At 54.8% G+C, this 17,081-nt stretch carries 19 protein-coding genes; 11 read left to right on the forward strand and 8 right to left on the reverse strand.

Annotated elements, in window-relative coordinates; all coding sequences use genetic code 11:
• Positions 1-3 precede the first annotated feature (3 nt).
• On the reverse strand, positions 4-1,602 hold the full coding sequence (locus KO486_RS05250; RefSeq protein WP_216036185.1) for a phosphoenolpyruvate carboxykinase: 1,599 nt from the start codon (positions 1,600-1,602) through the stop codon (positions 4-6).
• Between the two features lie 319 nt (positions 1,603-1,921).
• Here KO486_RS05250 and KO486_RS05255 point away from each other — a divergent pair, with 319 nt between their 5' ends.
• From KO486_RS05255 to KO486_RS05285, 7 genes are read left to right on the forward strand one after another with little or no spacing between them, the layout of a single operon-like run.
• The gene (locus KO486_RS05255) at positions 1,922-2,623 is read left to right on the forward strand and encodes a response regulator transcription factor (protein WP_216036186.1); all 702 of its coding nucleotides are present in this window, start codon (positions 1,922-1,924) and stop codon (positions 2,621-2,623) included.
• 29 nt (positions 2,624-2,652) lie between these two features.
• Positions 2,653-4,392 carry a sensor histidine kinase gene (locus tag KO486_RS05260; RefSeq protein WP_216036187.1) on the forward strand — a complete coding sequence of 580 codons (1,740 nt, stop codon included), beginning with the start codon at positions 2,653-2,655 and terminating at the stop codon, positions 4,390-4,392.
• The gene (locus KO486_RS05265) at positions 4,393-4,842 is read left to right on the forward strand and encodes an HPr kinase/phosphatase C-terminal domain-containing protein (protein WP_216036188.1); all 450 of its coding nucleotides are present in this window, start codon (positions 4,393-4,395) and stop codon (positions 4,840-4,842) included. It abuts the gene before it with no gap.
• 22 nt (positions 4,843-4,864) lie between these two features.
• Positions 4,865-5,764, forward strand: coding sequence for an RNase adapter RapZ (rapZ, locus tag KO486_RS05270; protein ID WP_216036189.1), 900 nt, complete (start codon positions 4,865-4,867; stop codon positions 5,762-5,764).
• Positions 5,765-5,774: 10 nt separating this feature from the next.
• Positions 5,775-6,170, forward strand: coding sequence for a PTS fructose transporter subunit IIA (locus KO486_RS05275; RefSeq protein WP_216036190.1), 396 nt, complete (start codon positions 5,775-5,777; stop codon positions 6,168-6,170).
• A gap of 9 nt (positions 6,171-6,179) precedes the next feature.
• Entirely contained in the window at positions 6,180-6,449 is a 270-nt protein-coding gene (locus tag KO486_RS05280; RefSeq protein WP_216036191.1) for an HPr family phosphocarrier protein, read from the forward strand.
• A 34-nt stretch (positions 6,450-6,483) separates the two neighbouring features.
• A complete protein-coding gene (locus tag KO486_RS05285; protein WP_252734563.1) occupies positions 6,484-7,362 on the forward strand; it encodes a lysophospholipid acyltransferase family protein in 879 nt (292 codons plus the stop codon).
• On the opposite strand, the gene KO486_RS05290 is transcribed toward KO486_RS05285, so the two are convergent.
• Positions 7,359-8,234 (reverse strand): 3-hydroxybutyryl-CoA dehydrogenase, encoded by an 876-nt coding sequence (locus KO486_RS05290; RefSeq protein ID WP_216036193.1) that lies wholly within the window; start codon positions 8,232-8,234, stop codon positions 7,359-7,361. The two genes, KO486_RS05285 and KO486_RS05290, sit on opposite strands and share 4 nt — an antisense overlap.
• Before the next feature lie 161 nt (positions 8,235-8,395).
• Between KO486_RS05290 and KO486_RS05295 the strand changes: the two genes are divergently transcribed.
• Entirely contained in the window at positions 8,396-9,181 is a 786-nt protein-coding gene (locus tag KO486_RS05295) for a DUF6473 family protein (RefSeq protein ID WP_216036194.1), read from the forward strand.
• 66 nt (positions 9,182-9,247) lie between these two features.
• Here KO486_RS05295 and KO486_RS05300 read toward each other — a convergent pair whose 3' ends face one another.
• The 6 genes from KO486_RS05300 to KO486_RS05325 form a co-directional block, all read right to left on the reverse strand.
• Entirely contained in the window at positions 9,248-10,174 is a 927-nt protein-coding gene (locus KO486_RS05300) for an FAD-binding protein (protein WP_216036195.1), read from the reverse strand.
• Complete coding sequence (locus KO486_RS05305; protein ID WP_216036196.1) at positions 10,174-10,932, reverse strand: electron transfer flavoprotein subunit beta/FixA family protein; 759 nt, start codon at positions 10,930-10,932, stop codon at positions 10,174-10,176. Before KO486_RS05305 ends, KO486_RS05300 begins: the two co-directional genes overlap by 1 nt.
• Before the next feature lie 179 nt (positions 10,933-11,111).
• Positions 11,112-11,684 (reverse strand): cob(I)yrinic acid a,c-diamide adenosyltransferase, encoded by a 573-nt coding sequence (locus KO486_RS05310; RefSeq protein WP_216036197.1) that lies wholly within the window; start codon positions 11,682-11,684, stop codon positions 11,112-11,114.
• A gap of 3 nt (positions 11,685-11,687) precedes the next feature.
• Positions 11,688-11,888: a twin transmembrane helix small protein gene (locus tag KO486_RS05315; RefSeq protein ID WP_216036198.1), complete on the reverse strand. Its 201-nt coding sequence runs from the start codon at positions 11,886-11,888 to the stop codon at positions 11,688-11,690.
• A 58-nt stretch (positions 11,889-11,946) separates the two neighbouring features.
• On the reverse strand, positions 11,947-12,774 hold the full coding sequence (locus KO486_RS05320; RefSeq protein ID WP_216036199.1) for an SDR family NAD(P)-dependent oxidoreductase: 828 nt from the start codon (positions 12,772-12,774) through the stop codon (positions 11,947-11,949).
• 35 nt (positions 12,775-12,809) lie between these two features.
• The gene (locus tag KO486_RS05325; RefSeq protein WP_216036200.1) at positions 12,810-13,304 is read right to left on the reverse strand and encodes an SH3 domain-containing protein; all 495 of its coding nucleotides are present in this window, start codon (positions 13,302-13,304) and stop codon (positions 12,810-12,812) included.
• A 164-nt stretch (positions 13,305-13,468) separates the two neighbouring features.
• Here KO486_RS05325 and KO486_RS05330 point away from each other — a divergent pair, with 164 nt between their 5' ends.
• The 3 genes from KO486_RS05330 to KO486_RS05340 form a co-directional block, all read left to right on the forward strand.
• Positions 13,469-15,877 (forward strand): DNA topoisomerase IV subunit A, encoded by a 2,409-nt coding sequence (locus tag KO486_RS05330; RefSeq protein ID WP_216036201.1) that lies wholly within the window; start codon positions 13,469-13,471, stop codon positions 15,875-15,877.
• Between the two features lie 97 nt (positions 15,878-15,974).
• A complete protein-coding gene (locus KO486_RS05335) occupies positions 15,975-16,622 on the forward strand; it encodes a hypothetical protein (protein WP_216036202.1) in 648 nt (215 codons plus the stop codon).
• A 106-nt stretch (positions 16,623-16,728) separates the two neighbouring features.
• Positions 16,729-17,081, forward strand: a 353-nt coding sequence (locus tag KO486_RS05340) for a GTP-binding protein (protein ID WP_216035651.1), incomplete at its 3' end; no start/stop codon positions are given.

Genomic DNA, 17,081 nt, shown 5'->3' on the forward strand with positions numbered 1-17,081 from the left:
ACTTTAGCCGATTGCTGCGGCTTTGACATCATCGTCAATGAACGGAACATATTGTTCGAAATTGCCGGAGAACATGTCGACCAATTTGTTTGCTTGCGCATCGTAGTCCGCGCCATTGGCCCAAGTGTCACGTGGGCTTAGCAGCACATCATCAACGCCGTCACAGGCAAGCGGTACATCAAAGCCAAAGTTCGCGTCCTTGCGGAACTGACCCTCAACCAGTGAACCGTTCAACGCAGCCGTCAACAACGCGCGTGTCGCTTTGATCGGCATGCGGTTGCCAGTGCCATACGCGCCACCGGTCCAGCCTGTGTTTACCAGCCAGCAAGTCGCGCCATGCTCCGCAATCTTCTTCTGCAACAGCTTACCGTAGACTTCCGGGCGGCGCGGCATGAAGGGCGCACCAAAGCACGTGGAAAACGTTGGCTCTGGCTCAGTCACACCGCGCTCTGTGCCAGCGACCTTGGACGTAAAGCCCGACAGGAAGTGATACATTGCTTGTGCAGGTGTCAGCCGTGCAATCGGAGGCAACACACCGAATGCATCACATGTCAGCATGATGATGTTCTTGGGGTGACCGCCCAGTGCGCTTTCGGACGCATTGGAGATATAGTTCAGCGGGTAGGCACAACGCATGTTGGCCGTCAGGCTGTCATCGTCAAAGTCCAGCTCAAGGGTCTCAGGATCGAACACCATGTTTTCGATAACCGTGCCAGGCATCTGCGTTGTTGCGTAGATTTCAGGTTCGGCTTCGGGGTTCAGGCCAATGGTTTTGGCGTAGCAGCCGCCCTCAAAGTTAAAGATGCCGCGGTCCGACCAGCCGTGCTCGTCGTCGCCGATCAGCGTGCGGTTCGGGTCAGCGGAAAGTGTTGTTTTACCCGTGCCTGACAGGCCAAAGAACACAGCGCTATCGACAGGATTGTCTTTGGCGTGGTTGGCGGAACAGTGCATCGGCATGATGTCTTTTTCTGGCAGCAGGTAGTTGAGCAGTGTGAAAACAGATTTTTTGTTTTCGCCCGCGTATTCAGTACCTGCGATCAAGATCATCTTGCGATCAAAGTTCATGGTGATGACTGTTTCGCTTCGGCAGCCATGGCGCTCTGGGTCGGCCAAGAAGCTTGGGCAGTTGATCACTGTCCAGTCCGGAGCGAAGGTTTCAACTTCGGACGCTTCAGGACGGCGCATCATGTGGCGGATGAACAGCCCGTGCCACGCCAGTTCCGTCACAAAACGAACGTCTAGACGGTGCGCCGGATCGGCACCGCCGAACAAGTCCTGAACGAAGTAATCCTTACCGTTCATATGCGCGATCATGTCCTCATAGAGGCGATCAAATGCTTCGGGGGCTTGTGCTGCGTTGTTGTCCCACCAGATTGTGTCTTCGGTGGTGGCGCTGCGAACGACGTGTTTGTCCTTCGGGGAACGACCGGTGAATTTACCAGTCGTCACAAGGAACGTTCCGCCTTTGCCGAGTTGACCCTCGTCGCGCTTCAGCGCTTCGGCGATAAGGTCGTCTTCGGAATAGTTATAATAGACCTGCCCCAGCCCGCTGATGCCCTGATCCTGCAGTTTCATCGAAGGGTTGGCCGTGCCGTGGTCCATTGTATCTCTCCTAAAATTTAGAGGCCGACGCGGCCTCGATGAACCGCACTTAACACGGGGATTTATGATGTGAATAGTCGCCTTTAACGCAGTTAGCGCAATCATATTCCAGTTAGCGCCACCAAGGCGGTTCGCCGCTCGGAGATTATCGGCGTTCCGGCCAGAAGTGAGACATTTTAGCCATTGGTTACCCTTTTTAAGGGCACAAGAAGGTGTCGATTGCCGCTTTTTCCTAGTTTTGGATTGATTCGTTGACCGTAAGTAGGGCAAAACTAAGAAAAAACAGGCAATAATAATTGAGCAGTAGAGGGGCAGTAACATGTCACGAATCGCACTTGTCGATGACGACCGGAATATTTTGACTTCCGTACAGATCACACTCGAGGCTGAGGGCTTCGAGGTCGAGACGTATGCAGATGGCCAGCAGGCGCTTGACGCTTTTAACAAGCGCCTTCCTGACATGGCCGTTTTGGACATCAAAATGCCGCGCATGGATGGAATGGACCTGCTTCAGCGTCTTCGCCAGAAAACCACCATGCCTGTGATTTTTCTTACATCTAAAGATGATGAGATTGACGAAGTACTCGGCCTTCGCATGGGCGCCGACGACTACGTTAAGAAACCATTCAGCCAACGTCTTTTGGTAGAACGCATTCGTGCGTTGTTGCGCCGTCAGGATGCGATGTCCGGCGAACCTATTGAAGAGACCGAGGAAACCAAAGTCCTCGTTCGTGGCGATCTCTCGATGGATCCATTGCGCCATGCTGTAAAATGGAAAGGCAATGACGTGTCTCTGACCGTCACCGAGTTCCTTTTGCTGCAGGCATTGGCACAGCGTCCAGGTTTCGTGAAATCGCGGGATCAGCTTATGGACGTCGCATATGACGATCAGGTTTACGTAGATGACCGCACGATCGACAGCCACATCAAGCGTCTGCGCAAGAAGATGCGCACGGCTGATGATGAATTTTCGGCGATCGAAACGCTTTATGGTATCGGTTATCGATACAACGAAGAGTAATGTTGCCGCTCCTTTAGTAGGGACCTTCCATGACGGTTGCCCCAAAGATTGACGTCCGAGACCTAAAATCCGTGCGCAACGCTGCGCGCGAAGGTGGCGGCGTTGTGCTTGGGGAAGACTTTGTTTCCCCGCGTTCCGGCGATGCAATGACGCAGCGCCGCAAACGTCGCGGGTTGTTCCACCTACGCAAGTCGCCAATTGCCCGTAAAATCATTACGTTCAACCTGTTGGGGCTGATCGTGATGGTTGCAGGGGTGCTTTACCTTGACCCCGCACGCGACAACCTGACGTACCAACGTGGCAGCGCGTTGGTCAGCGAAGTTGAACTCATCGCGGATGTGTTTGAAGCGCAACTGCCCATCAATGCTCCCGTCAATCTGATGAGCGGTGACGGTATGGATGCGCAGATCACACTCGAAAACCTCGATCTTCGGGGCGGTCTCGATGTCTATCTTCTGGATCGAAGCGGCACGCTCGTTCAAAAATGGTCTGCCCCGACAACAGAAGACACTCCAGTTCCCGGGCTTGAACGTGGCGGAAGCAGCGTGTTCATAACGAGGCTTCTTAACGGTGCGTTTGAAAAAATTTCAGGTTTGTTTGGAACGCGAGGCGACGAAACCGGCACCTTGGACCTGACCGAAGATTTGCAGGACGATGTGCAAACAACCCTTGATGGTGGAACGTGGTTGGAGACCCTGAAGGATGGCCAAGGGCGATCCTTCTTCAAAGTCCTGACTCCTGTTGTCCAGCAGGGTGGGGCGTCGGTTGGTGTAATTGCCCTTGTCTCATCCCCGGGAGAGCTGGATGATCTGGTCGCGCGCGACCGTGAGCGGCTTCTTCAGGTGTTTTTCATCGGGGTCATTGTCTCCATCGCGCTGAGCCTTGTGCTTGCCTCCACGATTGCGCACCCGCTGTCTGACCTAGCGAAAGCGGCAGAGCTGGGCCGGGATCGAAACGCCCGCAAAAAGTCTCCTCACAGCATTCAAATTCCTGACCTGACAGGCCGTCCGGATGAAATCGGTCGCTTATCGGGGGCGCTGCGCGGAATGGTATCTGCCCTGTTCGACCGGATTGAGGGCAACGAACAATTTGCCGCCGACGTTGCCCATGAGATAAAAAACCCGCTGGCGTCCCTGCGCTCTGCGGTTGGCACATTGCGAAACGTCACGCGTCAGGATCATCGTGATCGGATGCTAGAAGTAATTGAGCACGATGTGCAGCGATTGGACCGTTTGGTGAGTGACATTTCCAATGCATCACGTTTGGACTCCGAGCTTGTGAAGGAAGAGGAAGAAGCCTTCAACCTGATCAAGATGCTGGGTCACCTGACCGAATTCTTGGGTAATCAGGCGAAAGAAAAGGGTGTCGATTTCATTTCCGATCTGCCCGAAGGCCCAATTGAGATTTTGGGCCTAGAGGGTCGATTGGCGCAGGTTTTCGTGAACCTGATTTCCAACGCAATTTCGTTTTGTGAAGATGGCGACGCGATCCGCGTCTGGGTCCGTAAACGCGAGAATCGTGTGCTGGTCGTTGTGGAAGACACTGGGCCGGGTATTCCCGATGGCGCATTACAAAAAGTGTTCCAGCGTTTCTATTCGGAACGGCCTGAACAACAGTTCGGCGACAACTCAGGCCTTGGTCTCGCGATTTCAAAGCAAATCGTTGAGGCGCACGGTGGTGTGATCTGGGCAGAGAATATCCGCCCGACGGACGCAGACATCGGATCCGATCCTTTGGGCGCGCGCTTTGTCGTCGGCCTGCCGGTCTAAATGCTGTCGGTTGCGCCCAAAGAGGGGCCTGACGGTCGATTGCAGCTTCATGCCAGTACTGTTGTTATAAACCGCCACGCAGTTGCCCTGACAGGCCCGTCCGGCTCTGGAAAGTCAGGGCATGCGCTGGCGCTGATGTCACGTGGTGCGGTGCTTTTGGCTGATGACATCACTTGGATTGTGCGGACGTCACAAGGGTTGATCGCGCAATGTCCGCCAACCCTTAAGGGGCGAATTGAAGCACGTGGAGTCGGCATCTTGTCTGTCGATCACATCGAGAAAGCACCACTGCGTTTAATTGTTGATCTAGGAACGGTTGAAACGGACCGCATCCCACCGTGGCGCAGTATTGAGCTAATGGGCGAGCAGGTCGCGCTCCTTCACAACTCCGAGACGAGCCATTTCGCCGACGCAATTATGCAGTATATGAAACATGAACGTTCGGATTGATCTGGATAGGTTGGGACTGAAGATGGCAAACGACTCCCCTAAGCCGCAGAAGTTAATCGTCGTAAGTGGGCCGTCCGGTGCGGGGCGATCTACGGCAATCAATGTGCTTGAAGACCTCGGGTTTGAGGCAATTGATAACGTCCCCCTGACATTGATCCCGCGGCTGACGGATGGCGAATTACAATCCCCATTGGCAATTGGAATCGATGTCCGCAATCGGGACTTTTCGAACGCGGCCGTCGCTGAAATGTTGAAAAACCTCCAGCGGAGGAACGACATCGACGCGCAGCTTCTCTACCTCGAAGCGGACGAAGACACGCTGGTTCGCCGTTATTCCGAAACACGCCGTCGCCACCCTCTCGCCCCTGATGAGCCCGCAATCCAAGGTATCCGCAAAGAGGCTGACCTTCTTGCGCCTTTGCGCGAACAGGCGGAAATCCTTCTGGATACATCTGATTTGTCACCTCATGACCTCAAGGCGCGGCTCACGGATTGGTTTGGCGAGGAGGGCGGCAGCTTGTTTGGCGTGAGCCTGCAATCATTTTCTTATAAGCGTGGGGCACCGAAGGGCGTCGATATGACGTTCGATTGTCGGTTTCTCAAGAATCCCTATTGGGACCCTGCCTTGCGAACATTCACCGGCTTGGACGCGGCTGTTGGGGACTACATCCAGACAGACCCGCGCGCAGCGGAGTTTATGGACAAAGTTTTAGACCTGCTTTTGATGCTACTCCCGGCTTTCCGAGAGGAAGGAAAATCGCACGTTAGTGTCGGGTTTGGCTGTACCGGCGGGCAACATCGGTCCGTTTATGTGACGGAACAATTGGTCTTGGCCCTTGCGAACAACGATTGGCGGGTGTCTAAACGACACCGAGAATTGGATCGAGCGGCGTCGACTCGCCCAGCATCTAGCGGATCGTAAGGATACAAGAGTGATCGGAATCGTGATTGTGGCCCATGGTGGACTGGCGGCGGAATATCTTTCCGCCGTGGAACATGTGGTCGGAAAACAGTCTGGCGTCTATGCCATCACGATTGCGCCCGAAGATGACCGCGCGGTTAAGCAAGAAGAAATCTGCAATGCTGCTGATGCGTCCGATATGGGGGACGGCGTCGTTGTCGTCACAGATATGTTTGGTGGGTCCCCATCCAACCTGTCGCTGAGGGCCTGTAGCCCGTCCAACCGCCGCATCCTTTATGGTGCGAATCTTCCGATGCTTGTGAAACTCGCAAAATCTCGCAGGAAATCTGTTAACGATGCTGTGTCTGCCGCACTTGATGCAGGCCGCAAATACATCGACAGCCACATTGTCGAACTGGACACTTAGGGGCAGGTTATGGTTTCGCGCGTACTGAACATCACCAACATTAAGGGCCTGCATGCTCGCGCATCTGCGAAATTTGTAGACGTGGCCGAACAGTTTGACGCCACGGCAGAGGTCTCAAAGGATGGGCTTTCGGCTGATGGTGATAGCATCATGGGTCTTTTGATGTTGGCAGCTTCTAAGGGAACCTCTATTGAGGTCGAAACCAACGGCCCCCAGGCTGAACAGCTCATGGATGCGCTGGATGCTCTGGTGGCTGACAAATTCGGAGAAGGCAACTGACGCCTCATTCCGCGAGTGGCTAGGAAGCAAACGCTTGACTGACAAGGCGACAAGAACACGGAGCCAAACGGCGGACGAAGACGCACCTCGCGTCTATGACAACCGATCTTTGACGTATTCCGAAACCTTTGACAGCAACACCAAGCGCTGGTTCATCATGGGGATGGAATGGCTGACCGGTAAGTTGAAGGTCATCCGTCGTGTCCGCCAATTCGAAAAGATGGGCACTCATAAGGGCCAAGAATTCTGGCCGGCCACGATGAAAGCTATGGGGATCGAAATCACGACCCCCCAAGAGCAGTTCGACAACATTCCCGCGACAGGCCCCGTTGTTTTTGTCGCAAACCACCCGCACGGGATGGTCGACGGAATGATCCTTGCTGATATTATCGGGCGCCGCCGTAACGACTACCGCATTTTGACACGCTCCCTTCTGACGGGGATCGACGAAAGTGCTGCTAGCTACATGATTCCTGTGCCATTCCTTCACGAAGCCGATGCGCAGAAGAAAATGATCGAAATGCGCGCCAAAGCCATGGAGCACCTTGGCAATGACGGGTTGATCGCGCTGTTCCCATCAGGCGTAGTGGCGACGTCCAAGACGATGTGGGGCCCTGTCGTTGAGGAAGAGTGGAACGTCTTCACTGCAAAAATGATCAAACGATCCGGCGCCACCGTTGTGCCGTGCTACTTCCCGGGGTTTAACTCGCGCTGGTATCAGATCGCCAACAAGATAAGCGGTACGCTGCGCCAGGGTTTGTTGATCCACGAGATCGCACATGCGTTCGATAAACCCCAGAAACCGGTGATCGGTGCCCCGATCTTGCCGGACGAGGTCGCCGAGCGCAGCAAAGACCCACGCGCGTTTATGGCGTGGCTCCGCGAACATACGCTGTCTCTTAAGGAAACTTAACGGGTCGGAACGGGCGTTTCGCCACGGTAATCGTAGAAGCCACGCTTGGTCTTGCGACCCAGCCATCCAGCCTCAACGTATTTTGTCAGCAGTGGACAAGGGCGGTATTTCGTATCTGCCAGACCGTCGTGCAACACGTTCATAATCGCAAGGCAGGTATCCAACCCGATAAAGTCAGCCAGCTCAAGCGGGCCCATCGGATGGTTCGCACCGAGTTTTAGCGATGTATCAATGGATTCCACGTTCCCCACACCTTCATACAACGCATAGACCGCTTCGTTGATCATCGGCATCAAGATGCGATTGACGATGAACGCAGGGAAATCCTCGGCGGTTGCTGACGTCTTGCCCAAACGGTCCACGACACCTTTGCATGCGTCAAATGTCGGGGCATCTGTGGCAATACCGCGGATCAGTTCGACCAATTGCATGATCGGAACGGGGTTCATGAAGTGGAACCCCATGAATTTCTCGGGGCGATCTGTGCGCGATGCAAGGCGCGTAATCGAGATGGATGACGTGTTGGACGTCAGGATCGTGTCAGGGGTCAAATGTGGCAGCAGGTCTTCGAAAATGGCTTGCTTGACGGTCTCTCGTTCAGTCGCAGCCTCGATCACCAAGTCTGTCGGGCCAAGGTCTGTGAGGGTCAGCGTGGTGCCGATCCGGCGCAACCCTTCGGACTTTTCGTCCTCTGTTATCAAGCCCTTGGAAACCTGACGGTCCATGTTTTTGCCAACCCCCGCCAATGCCGCCTTTAGGGCGTCATCGCTAATGTCTGTCATCAGAACATCGTAACCGGCCAAGGCGCAAACATGCGCGATACCGCTGCCCATTTGCCCTGCTCCAACAACGCCGATCCGTTCAATGCTCATGATTTCGATCCTTCTGGTTGGGGTCACCATAGGGGGCTGGGCGGGCACGCTCAATCCCTCGTGGTGTCGGCAAGTTTAGGCAAATTCTGTGTTTAAGGCTTTGGCAATGGAATCGGCAGAATGTTGTCCGTGGTGAGTGAAAATTTAGAAGGGTGGGACCCATGAAATCCGATATAAAACCAAGGGGCGCATTGCGCCTAGCGCCGTGTCATTACGGCCTGTCAAAACTACCATTTCGCGGTCCAATGCGATCAACAGAAGGGCGCTTCGTTGCCTTCTTGGGCGGGTCGGAAACCTTTGCGAAGTATATCCGTAATCCCTATCCAGATAGGGTCGAGACCGAGATAGGCGAAGTCTGTATTAACCTCGGCTTTCAATCCGCGGGGCCAGATGTCTTTCTGCGTGATACAGCCGTGCAATCCTTGTGCCATGACGCCGTCGCGACAATCATTCAGGTTCTGAACGTCGCGAATGTCAGCAACTCGTTTTACAAGGTGCATCCGCGTCGCAATGATCGATTTGTTGGGCCGACCGACAAGTTGAAACAGCTCTTCCCCGAGGTCGATTTTACTGAGATCGCTTTTACCGGCCACTTGGTTGCACGCCTTCGTGCGGAAGATGAACAGCGTTTCGAACTGGTGAAAGAACACCTCCAACGTACGTGGTTGCGCCGGATGAAGACACTGGTTGGTCGCTCGGGTGGGCCAGTTGTGGTGCTTTGGCTTCGCCAAAGTAATGAGGCAGATGCGCTGGTTACGGCTCGGATGGTTGAAGGATTACGCGATTACGTTGCGCAGATCGTCGAAGTCGCCATCGAAAAGGATGGCCTTGATGAAAAATGCTATGCACCGCTCGACACTCTTGGCGCCGCAGACGCCATGGGGGCGAAAACCCACGCAGCGGTTGCGAAGGCTCTGCGTGGGCCATTGATGGCCTGCTTGCGTTAAACGAAAAAGGCCCGCCACAAACGGGCGGGCCTTTCTACAATATTATGGCGTTTGAGCCCGCGGGGATTAGCCCAGCTTTTCAGTCAGCTCAGGAACAGCCTCGAACAGGTCGGCAACAAGACCGAAATCGGCAACCTGAAAGATCGGAGCTTCCTCGTCTTTGTTGATTGCAACGATGACCTTGGAGTCTTTCATACCAGCAAGGTGCTGGATCGCGCCGGAAATACCGACAGCAACATAAAGATCAGGTGCAACAACTTTGCCTGTTTGGCCAACCTGCCAATCGTTCGGTGCATAACCAGAATCAACCGCAGCACGAGACGCGCCAACAGCCGCGCCCAGTTTGTCGGCCAGACCTTCGATCAGTTTGAAGTCGTCTTCAGACCCAACGCCACGACCACCGGACACAACGACGCCAGCGGACGTAAGCTCGGGGCGGTCAGACTCGGCAACCTTGTCTTCAACCCACTCGGACAGGCCAGTGCCACCCGGAACGGCAACCGCTTCAACAGCAGCAGAACCAGACGCCTCGGCGGCGTCAAATGTAGATGTCCGGAAGGTGATAACCTTTTTCGCGTCAGAAGATTTGACCGTCTGGATCGCGTTACCTGCATAGATCGGGCGCTCGAATGTGTCGCCGTCAACAACGCCGGACGCATCCGAAATCACCATCACGTCCAACAACGCGGCCACACGTGGCATGACGTTTTTGGCGTCTGTCGTTGCAGGGGCAACGATGTGATCATAATCGCCAGCCAATGAGACGATAAGGTCAGCCGTGGCTTCCGCAAGGCGGTGTGCCAATGCATCGTCCTCAGCCAGCAGAACCTTTGCAGCGCCCAAAGTGGCTGCCTCGTCCGCAGCGGCTTTGGCTGTTGCGCCTGCGCACAGGATCGTCACGTCGCCTAACATCTTTGCAGCGGTCATTGCCTTTGCAGTCGCGTCCATATTCAACGCGCCGTCGGTTACTTCAGCAAACAGAAGAACAGCCATTATACAGCCCCCGCTTCTTTGAGTTTCTCGATCAATTCATCGACAGAGCCGACGATAATGCCAGCGGCACGGGATTCCGGTTCAACTGTCTTAACGACTTCCAAACGTGGTGTCGTGTCCACGCCGTAATCCGCAGGTGTCTTTTCATCCAGTGGCTTTTTCTTCGCCTTCATGATGTTTGGTAAAGACGCGTAACGCGGCTCGTTCAAGCGAAGATCAACAGTCACGATGGCTGGCATCTTGATCTTGATCGTCTGCAGGCCGCCGTCGACTTCACGAGTGACTGTCGCAGTATCGCCATCCACATCCAGCTCGGATGCAAATGTACCCTGCGCCCAACCTGTCAAAGCAGCAAGCATTTGGCCGGTGGCATTCATGTCGTTGTCGATCGCCTGCTTGCCAGCAAGCACAAGACCCGGCTGTTCTTCGTCGATGATCCCCTTAAGGATCTTCGCAACGGCAAGGGGTTCGATATCGTTGTGAACGTCTTCGGACGCTACAACCAAAATCGCGCGGTCAGCACCCATCGCCAGCGCGGTGCGCAGGGTTTCTTGGGACTGCTTCACGCCGATGGACACGGCGATGACTTCTTCGGCTTTGCCAGCTTCTTTCAGACGGATTGCTTCTTCGACAGCAATCTCATCGAAAGGGTTCATGGACATTTTGACATTGGCGAGATCAACACCGCTACCATCCGCTTTAACACGAACTTTCACGTTATAGTCGATCACGCGTTTGACGGGTACGAGGACCTTCATCGGCGACTTCTCCAAAAGTGAGCGTTTTCACGCTTCGGTTCAAATTCTTGTACCCAATACCGCAGTGGGCAAGATGGGAATAGGTCAGAATCGACGCAGGTCGTATTCCTGACGTCGCGTTTGTGAAAAAACGCCCAAAAATTTCACGATGTCAAGGCTTCTGAGGTCCTAATTGAACGTTATCGATTTGCTCCCGGAACCCAAAGCACATCATCCTTGCCGCCATTATTGGCGATACGGGACGCGGCAAAGAACCAGTCAGAGAGACGGTTCAGGTATTTAACCGCCGCAGGATTGACCGCTTCTACACCTGACAGCTCAACCGTGAGCCGCTCTGCGCGTCGCGAAACTGTTCGGCATTGATGAAGATGTGCCGCCAAAGCAGACCCACCCGGAAGAATGAAGCTCCGTAGGGGTTCCAAGACAGCCGTCATGGCGTCGATTTCTGTTTCCAGTCGTGTGACTTGGGCGTCCGCCATCCGTAGGGGCGGGTATTCGGCAGTTGCATCGTTTTCCATGTCAGGACGGCACAGGTCAGCCCCAAGATCGAAAAGATCGTTCTGAATCATCGCCAGTTGCGCATCCATATCGCCGTCCGCATGAAGGCGCGCCAACCCAACGATTGAATTGGTTTCATCAACGGTTCCGTAGGCGTTCACCCGCTCCGAGTTTTTGGCAACACGGCTGCCATTCCCCAAGGCGGTCTCACCGGAATCGCCAGTCTTCGTGTAAATCTTGTTCAGAACGACCATCGATCAGCTCCCTTTACTTTTGAAGTAGGCAAAGGCCACGATAAGAACCACGGCGACGAACTGTGCTGCAATGCGAAGCTGCATGATTTTGTTGGATCGTTTGCCGTCGCCGCCTGCCTGAAACGTCGACAGCCCCCACGCAAGGATCACAGCCACCAGAAGGCAGGCCGCAATAATAACGTAAAAGAATGGATCGTTGACCATGGTCTTACTCCTCTTGGGTACGCCAGACAGCTAACATCTGCGCGGCGAAAGGGAAGGGTCAGCCTTTGCGAAGAACCCAGTCAAGCGCGCGCGTCGGCAGGATTCGCCTGAAAAACCCCATCAAATAGGTCGGGGTTGTGACGTAATATCGCGGTTTCGGGTTCGGATGTGTGACGGCGGTAAGCAGTTTGGCCGTCACGGCAGACGCCGGAAGCTCGAATTTATCAGGCCCGCTATCCTGATAAAGGCGTTTGCGGAGGGTGGATTCGTACTGCGCCCGTCGGGGTGAGTTTTCCCAGTCGATCCACTTTTCAAAATGCGGAATGGACTTTTTGCGAATGTCAGACGTAACGGGACCCGTGTTCATCGTCACGATCTTGATCTCCGTGTCCGCCATCTCAAGGCGCAATGTGTCGGTCAGGCCTTCAAGGGCAAACTTCGTCGCGTTGTAGGCGGACCGCCAACGCATCGCCACAAGGCCGAGCACGGAGGAGTGATTGACGATCCGTCCATGCCCTTGCGCGCGCATCACCGGAATGACCCGAGTGGTCAGATCGTGGACACCGAACACATTCGTCTCAAAGTTCGCCCGCAGCGCGTCGCGTGGCAAATCCTCGGCTGCACCAGGGGTTCCAAACCCACCGTTGTTGAACAGCGCATCCAACGTTCCGCCAGTAGCCGCTAATACTTCAGCAAGGCCGGATTCCAAAGTTGCGGTGTCGTTGTAATCTAACAGGGGGCTTTCAAAGCCTTCCGCGATCAGGCGGTCACAGTCGGCCTGTCGACGGCACGACGCAAAAACACGCCAACCCGCGTCGCGCATCCCGTGCGCCGCATCATACCCGATGCCGGATGAACAGCCGGTGATAAGAATGGATTTTTTCATGCTGACGTCATGCCTTGTGCCGACGTCATCAGCAATTAGATTTTTGGCTCGGTCAGGAGGCGTGCTGCCATCCAACCTTCGATACCACGATCAACCGTGGCGACATTTGCCCAACCATCCGCGTTCACATTTAGAACTTCTAGTTCGGTGCCGGGGTTCAATGTTGTGATGACTTCAAAGTCCGTTCCAGGCCCCATACGCATGTTCACGCGTGACCCCATGACTTCTCGGATGTCGAGTTTTGGCGCAACAACGGGCGCTGCGGCAAGAACCACGACGGCCTCGTCACTCTCGGTGACGTCCACGTTGGCAGCAACGGCTTCGTTAACGTCATCTGATGACACGATGTTAGATGTGGACAGAGCCAACAAAGTCGGGCTGCTGGCGCGTGTAACGATTTCTGGCGCTTGATCTTCTTGGATCACAACGGCTGCGGTTACGGTTTCAACCGGTACAAAGTCCGATCCACCGGACATTTCGTAATAAGCCCAGCCCATAAAACCAAACGTCAGCAACACATAACTTTTCATAATAGAACCCCCCAGAGATTCATCAGTACCATTCACTGAAGACAGGTTAACAAATTCGTGACGGATTCGTCAGGGGCTTATTTAGGGATTCTGCGGGGAAAAATTCCGCAACCGCGTCTTAATTCATCGTTGTCGCGCATATGCGGCTTAGATACACACGATCCATGAGCGATGACACGATAGACCCAAAGATGAACCCGACCGAAACCCTGCGCCGTGCGCTGGGTGAGAGGTATCTAACCTACGCGCTGTCCACGATTATGCACCGCGCGCTGCCGGATGCACGTGATGGGCTAAAGCCCGTTCACCGTCGAATCCTATATGCGATGTCGCGGCTAAAGCTGTCTCCGAAGGGCGGTTTCCTGAAGTCTGCCAAGATCAGTGGCGACACGATGGGGGACTTCCACCCGCACGGTGATGCGGCGATTTACGACGCGATGGCACGTTTGGCGCAGGACTTTAACGTGCGCTATCCACTGGTTGATGGCCAAGGTAACTTTGGCAACATCGACGGCGATAACCCTGCGGCCGCGCGATATACAGAAGCACGGATGACAGCTGCCGCCGAAGCGATGCTTGAGGGCCTTGGCGAAAACGTTGTCGATTTTCGCCCTAACTATGATGGTCGCCTTGAAGAGCCTTCCGTTCTGCCCGCGACCTTCCCGAACCTCTTGGCGAATGGGTCAAGCGGGATCGCTGTGGGGATGGCGACGAACATCCCGCCCCATAACCTCGAAGAACTCATTGGCGCGTGTTTGCATCTTATCAAAGCGCCGAATGCGCGGGATGAAACGCTGCTCGAATACATTCCGGGCCCTGATTTCCCAACAGGCGGCGTCATTGTCGAACCCAAAGAAAACATCGCCGAAGCCTACCGTACTGGCAAAGGCGGCTTCCGCCTGCGGTGTAAGTACGAGGTAGAGGACGTGGGCCGTGGGCAGTGGCAGGTCATCGTCACCGAGATTCCCTATCAGGTGCAAAAATCCAAGCTGATCGAAAAACTGGCTGAAGTTATTCAGACCAAGAAGATTCCGATCCTAGCAGACGTGCGCGATGAATCTGCCGATGACATTCGCATCGTTCTGGAACCGAAATCCAAGAACGTCGACGTCGAAGTCCTTATGGGCATGCTTTACCGCAATTCCGATCTGGAAACGCGGTTTAGCCTAAACATGAACGTGCTGATTGACGGCCTGACGCCTAAGGTCTGTAGTCTCAAAGAAGTGCTGCGTGCGTTCCTTGATCACCGTCGCGATGTGTTGATCCGCCGCTCTCGCTACCGTGTCGCCAAGATCGACAACCGGCTCGAGGTTCTGTCCGGCCTGATCACCGCATTCCTGAACCTTGACCGCGTGATCGACATCATCCGCTATGACGACGACCCCAAGGCGGCCTTGATGTATGAAGATTGGAGCACCGCACACCAATCAACGATCCCGCGCGCCATGACAGAAGCCGACTATAAATCACCGCTTGCGGGTGTTGATGTGTCCAGCCTGTCTTTGCTTGTCGACGAAGATGCGATCGCCCCGACATGGGCCGAAGACAGCGAACGTAAAGTTCCGTCGTCATATGCGGGTCGTGAAAATGGTCTGTCTGACGTTCAAGCCGAAGCCATCCTTAACATGCGTCTGCGCAGCTTGCGCCGCCTTGAGGAAGAAGCGCTCGTTAAAGAACGGGACGAGTTGATGCTTGAGCGCGCTGGGCTAGAGGACTTGCTAGACAGCGAAGACCTGCAGTGGAAATCCATTGCCGAACAACTGCGTGAAACCCGCAAATTGTTCGGGTCCGGTGTAGAAGGTGGGGCACGCCGCACGACCTTCGCTGAAGCTGGCGAAGTCGAGGACGTTCCACTTGAGGCGATGATCGACAAAGAACCGATCACGGTCGTCTGTTCCAAGATGGGTTGGATTCGCGCAATGACAGGACACATCGATCTGTCCCGCGAGCTGAAATTCAAAGACGGCGACGAGGGCCGCTTTATCTTCCACGCCCAAACCACCGACCGTTTGCTGGTGTTCGGCAGCAACGGGCGGTTCTATACGCTTGGCGCATCCACGCTTCCGGGTGGGCGCGGCATGGGCGAACCGTTGCGTTTGATGGTGGATCTGCCGAATGAGGCTGAAATCACGGCGCTGTTCATTCATCAGCCGGGTAATAAGCTTTTGGTGGCGTCTTCCGCAGGTGATGGTTTCGTCGTGCCTGAAAATGACGTGATCGCACAGACGCGTGCAGGCAAACAGGTCTTGAACGTCAAGGGCGACGTGCGGGCCAAAGTCTGTTCAACGGTAAATGGTGATCACGTTGCTTGCGTCGGTGAAAACCGCAAAGTTCTGTTGTTCCCGCTGGAAGAGCTGCCTGAAATGGGCCGCGGCAAAGGTGTCCGTCTTCAGAAATACAAAGACGGCGGATTGTCAGACGCGACCACGTTCACTCTCGAGCAAGGTCTCAGCTGGCTCGACCCAGCAGGGCGCACCCGCACCGAAACCGAATTGGCCGAGTGGACCGCAAAACGCGCAGGCACGGGCCGTATGGCACCGCGTGGTTTCCCAAGGGACAACACGTTTACATAAGCGGATCACCGGCAGGGCTGTCTTGAACGCCTTTTGCATTTGATTGCGAGGGCGCGGGCCTTAGGTTAGGCATAGGCGAGCAACTAAAGGGAATGGCATGCGGATTTTTGTGGCTTTGATAGGGCTGATTGTTTTGACAGCCTGCGGTGGTATTCGTGACGACCTGACTGAAACGCCCGATCCAATCGGGACCTTTCGCCTTGGCCACAACATTGCCGTCGTAAATGAACCTGTGCTTGGCCCGTTTTCGCGCACGATCACGGACGATGAATGGCAGGCGGCCATGGTTGCTGCCGTTGATGATCGTTTCGGTGAGGCGCGCTATTTTGGTGATAAATACTTCCACATCGGCGTCGCCGTAGAAGCCTATGTCTTGGCCTATCCAGGTGTGCCGCTGGTCTATTCGCCCAAATCCGTCCTGATTTTTTCTGTGAATTTCTTTGAGGATTCCACCCAGACAAAACTCAATGACGAAGCCATCCAGATCACGGTGTTTGAACCGTGCTGCACGATTCCTCTGCTTGGGTCCGGCTTTACGCGGGACGCAGAGGAGCAGATGGAAGGTCTGTCATTCAACGCAGCCCGCGCAATCGAACGCACCATGCGCGAAAATGCGGATTGGTTCGGTGGCGTGCCTGAGGTTCTGGAAGAGGACGCAACGATCATCCAAGGCAACGTGCTTGAGGACAACCCAGAGCTCATCGCACCAGAACAAGAACCACCCGCCGATTTGGTCGTGAATTAGGCCGCTTTGTAACTCACTCTTGATTTCCCCGTCATTCCGAATTACATCGCCCGCGATGTTGAACAGGGCACGCAAATGTGCCCCCGAATGACAAGGCGCCTAGATCATGGCTAAGGAAAAGTTTGAACGTAATAAACCGCACGTTAACATCGGCACAATCGGCCACGTTGACCACGGCAAGACGACACTGACAGCGGCGATCACCAAGTATTTCGGTGACTTCCAGGCGTACGACCAGATTGACGGCGCGCCAGAAGAAAAAGCACGTGGTATCACGATTTCCACTGCGCACGTTGAGTACGAAACAGAAGCACGTCACTACGCGCACGTTGACTGCCCAGGCCACGCTGACTACGTCAAAAACATGATCACTGGTGCTGCTCAGATGGACGGCGCGATCTTGGTTGTGAACGCAGCAGACGGCCCAATGCCACAGACACGCGAGCACATCCTGCTTGG

This window comes from Octadecabacter sp. B2R22 (assembly GCF_018861045.1).
Classification (GTDB): domain Bacteria; phylum Pseudomonadota; class Alphaproteobacteria; order Rhodobacterales; family Rhodobacteraceae; genus Octadecabacter.

What these genes read in the sequence shown, in the direction of transcription:
- KO486_RS05250 (WP_216036185.1), bottom strand. Translation starts at nt 1,602, where the DNA reads ATGGACCACGGCACGGCCAACCCTTCGATGAAACTGCAGGATCAGGGC.
- KO486_RS05255 (WP_216036186.1), top strand. Translation starts at nt 1,922, where the DNA reads ATGTCACGAATCGCACTTGTCGATGACGACCGGAATATTTTGACTTCC.
- KO486_RS05260 (WP_216036187.1), top strand. Translation starts at nt 2,653, where the DNA reads ATGACGGTTGCCCCAAAGATTGACGTCCGAGACCTAAAATCCGTGCGC.
- KO486_RS05265 (WP_216036188.1), top strand. Translation starts at nt 4,393, where the DNA reads ATGCTGTCGGTTGCGCCCAAAGAGGGGCCTGACGGTCGATTGCAGCTT.
- rapZ (WP_216036189.1), top strand. Translation starts at nt 4,865, where the DNA reads ATGGCAAACGACTCCCCTAAGCCGCAGAAGTTAATCGTCGTAAGTGGG.
- KO486_RS05280 (WP_216036191.1), top strand. Translation starts at nt 6,180, where the DNA reads ATGGTTTCGCGCGTACTGAACATCACCAACATTAAGGGCCTGCATGCT.
- KO486_RS05290 (WP_216036193.1), bottom strand. Translation starts at nt 8,234, where the DNA reads ATGAGCATTGAACGGATCGGCGTTGTTGGAGCAGGGCAAATGGGCAGC.
- KO486_RS05295 (WP_216036194.1), top strand. Translation starts at nt 8,396, where the DNA reads ATGAAATCCGATATAAAACCAAGGGGCGCATTGCGCCTAGCGCCGTGT.
- KO486_RS05300 (WP_216036195.1), bottom strand. Translation starts at nt 10,174, where the DNA reads ATGGCTGTTCTTCTGTTTGCTGAAGTAACCGACGGCGCGTTGAATATG.
- KO486_RS05305 (WP_216036196.1), bottom strand. Translation starts at nt 10,932, where the DNA reads ATGAAGGTCCTCGTACCCGTCAAACGCGTGATCGACTATAACGTGAAA.
- KO486_RS05310 (WP_216036197.1), bottom strand. Translation starts at nt 11,684, where the DNA reads ATGGTCGTTCTGAACAAGATTTACACGAAGACTGGCGATTCCGGTGAG.
- KO486_RS05315 (WP_216036198.1), bottom strand. Translation starts at nt 11,888, where the DNA reads ATGGTCAACGATCCATTCTTTTACGTTATTATTGCGGCCTGCCTTCTG.
- KO486_RS05320 (WP_216036199.1), bottom strand. Translation starts at nt 12,774, where the DNA reads ATGAAAAAATCCATTCTTATCACCGGCTGTTCATCCGGCATCGGGTAT.
- KO486_RS05325 (WP_216036200.1), bottom strand. Translation starts at nt 13,304, where the DNA reads ATGAAAAGTTATGTGTTGCTGACGTTTGGTTTTATGGGCTGGGCTTAT.
- KO486_RS05330 (WP_216036201.1), top strand. Translation starts at nt 13,469, where the DNA reads ATGAGCGATGACACGATAGACCCAAAGATGAACCCGACCGAAACCCTG.
- KO486_RS05335 (WP_216036202.1), top strand. Translation starts at nt 15,975, where the DNA reads ATGCGGATTTTTGTGGCTTTGATAGGGCTGATTGTTTTGACAGCCTGC.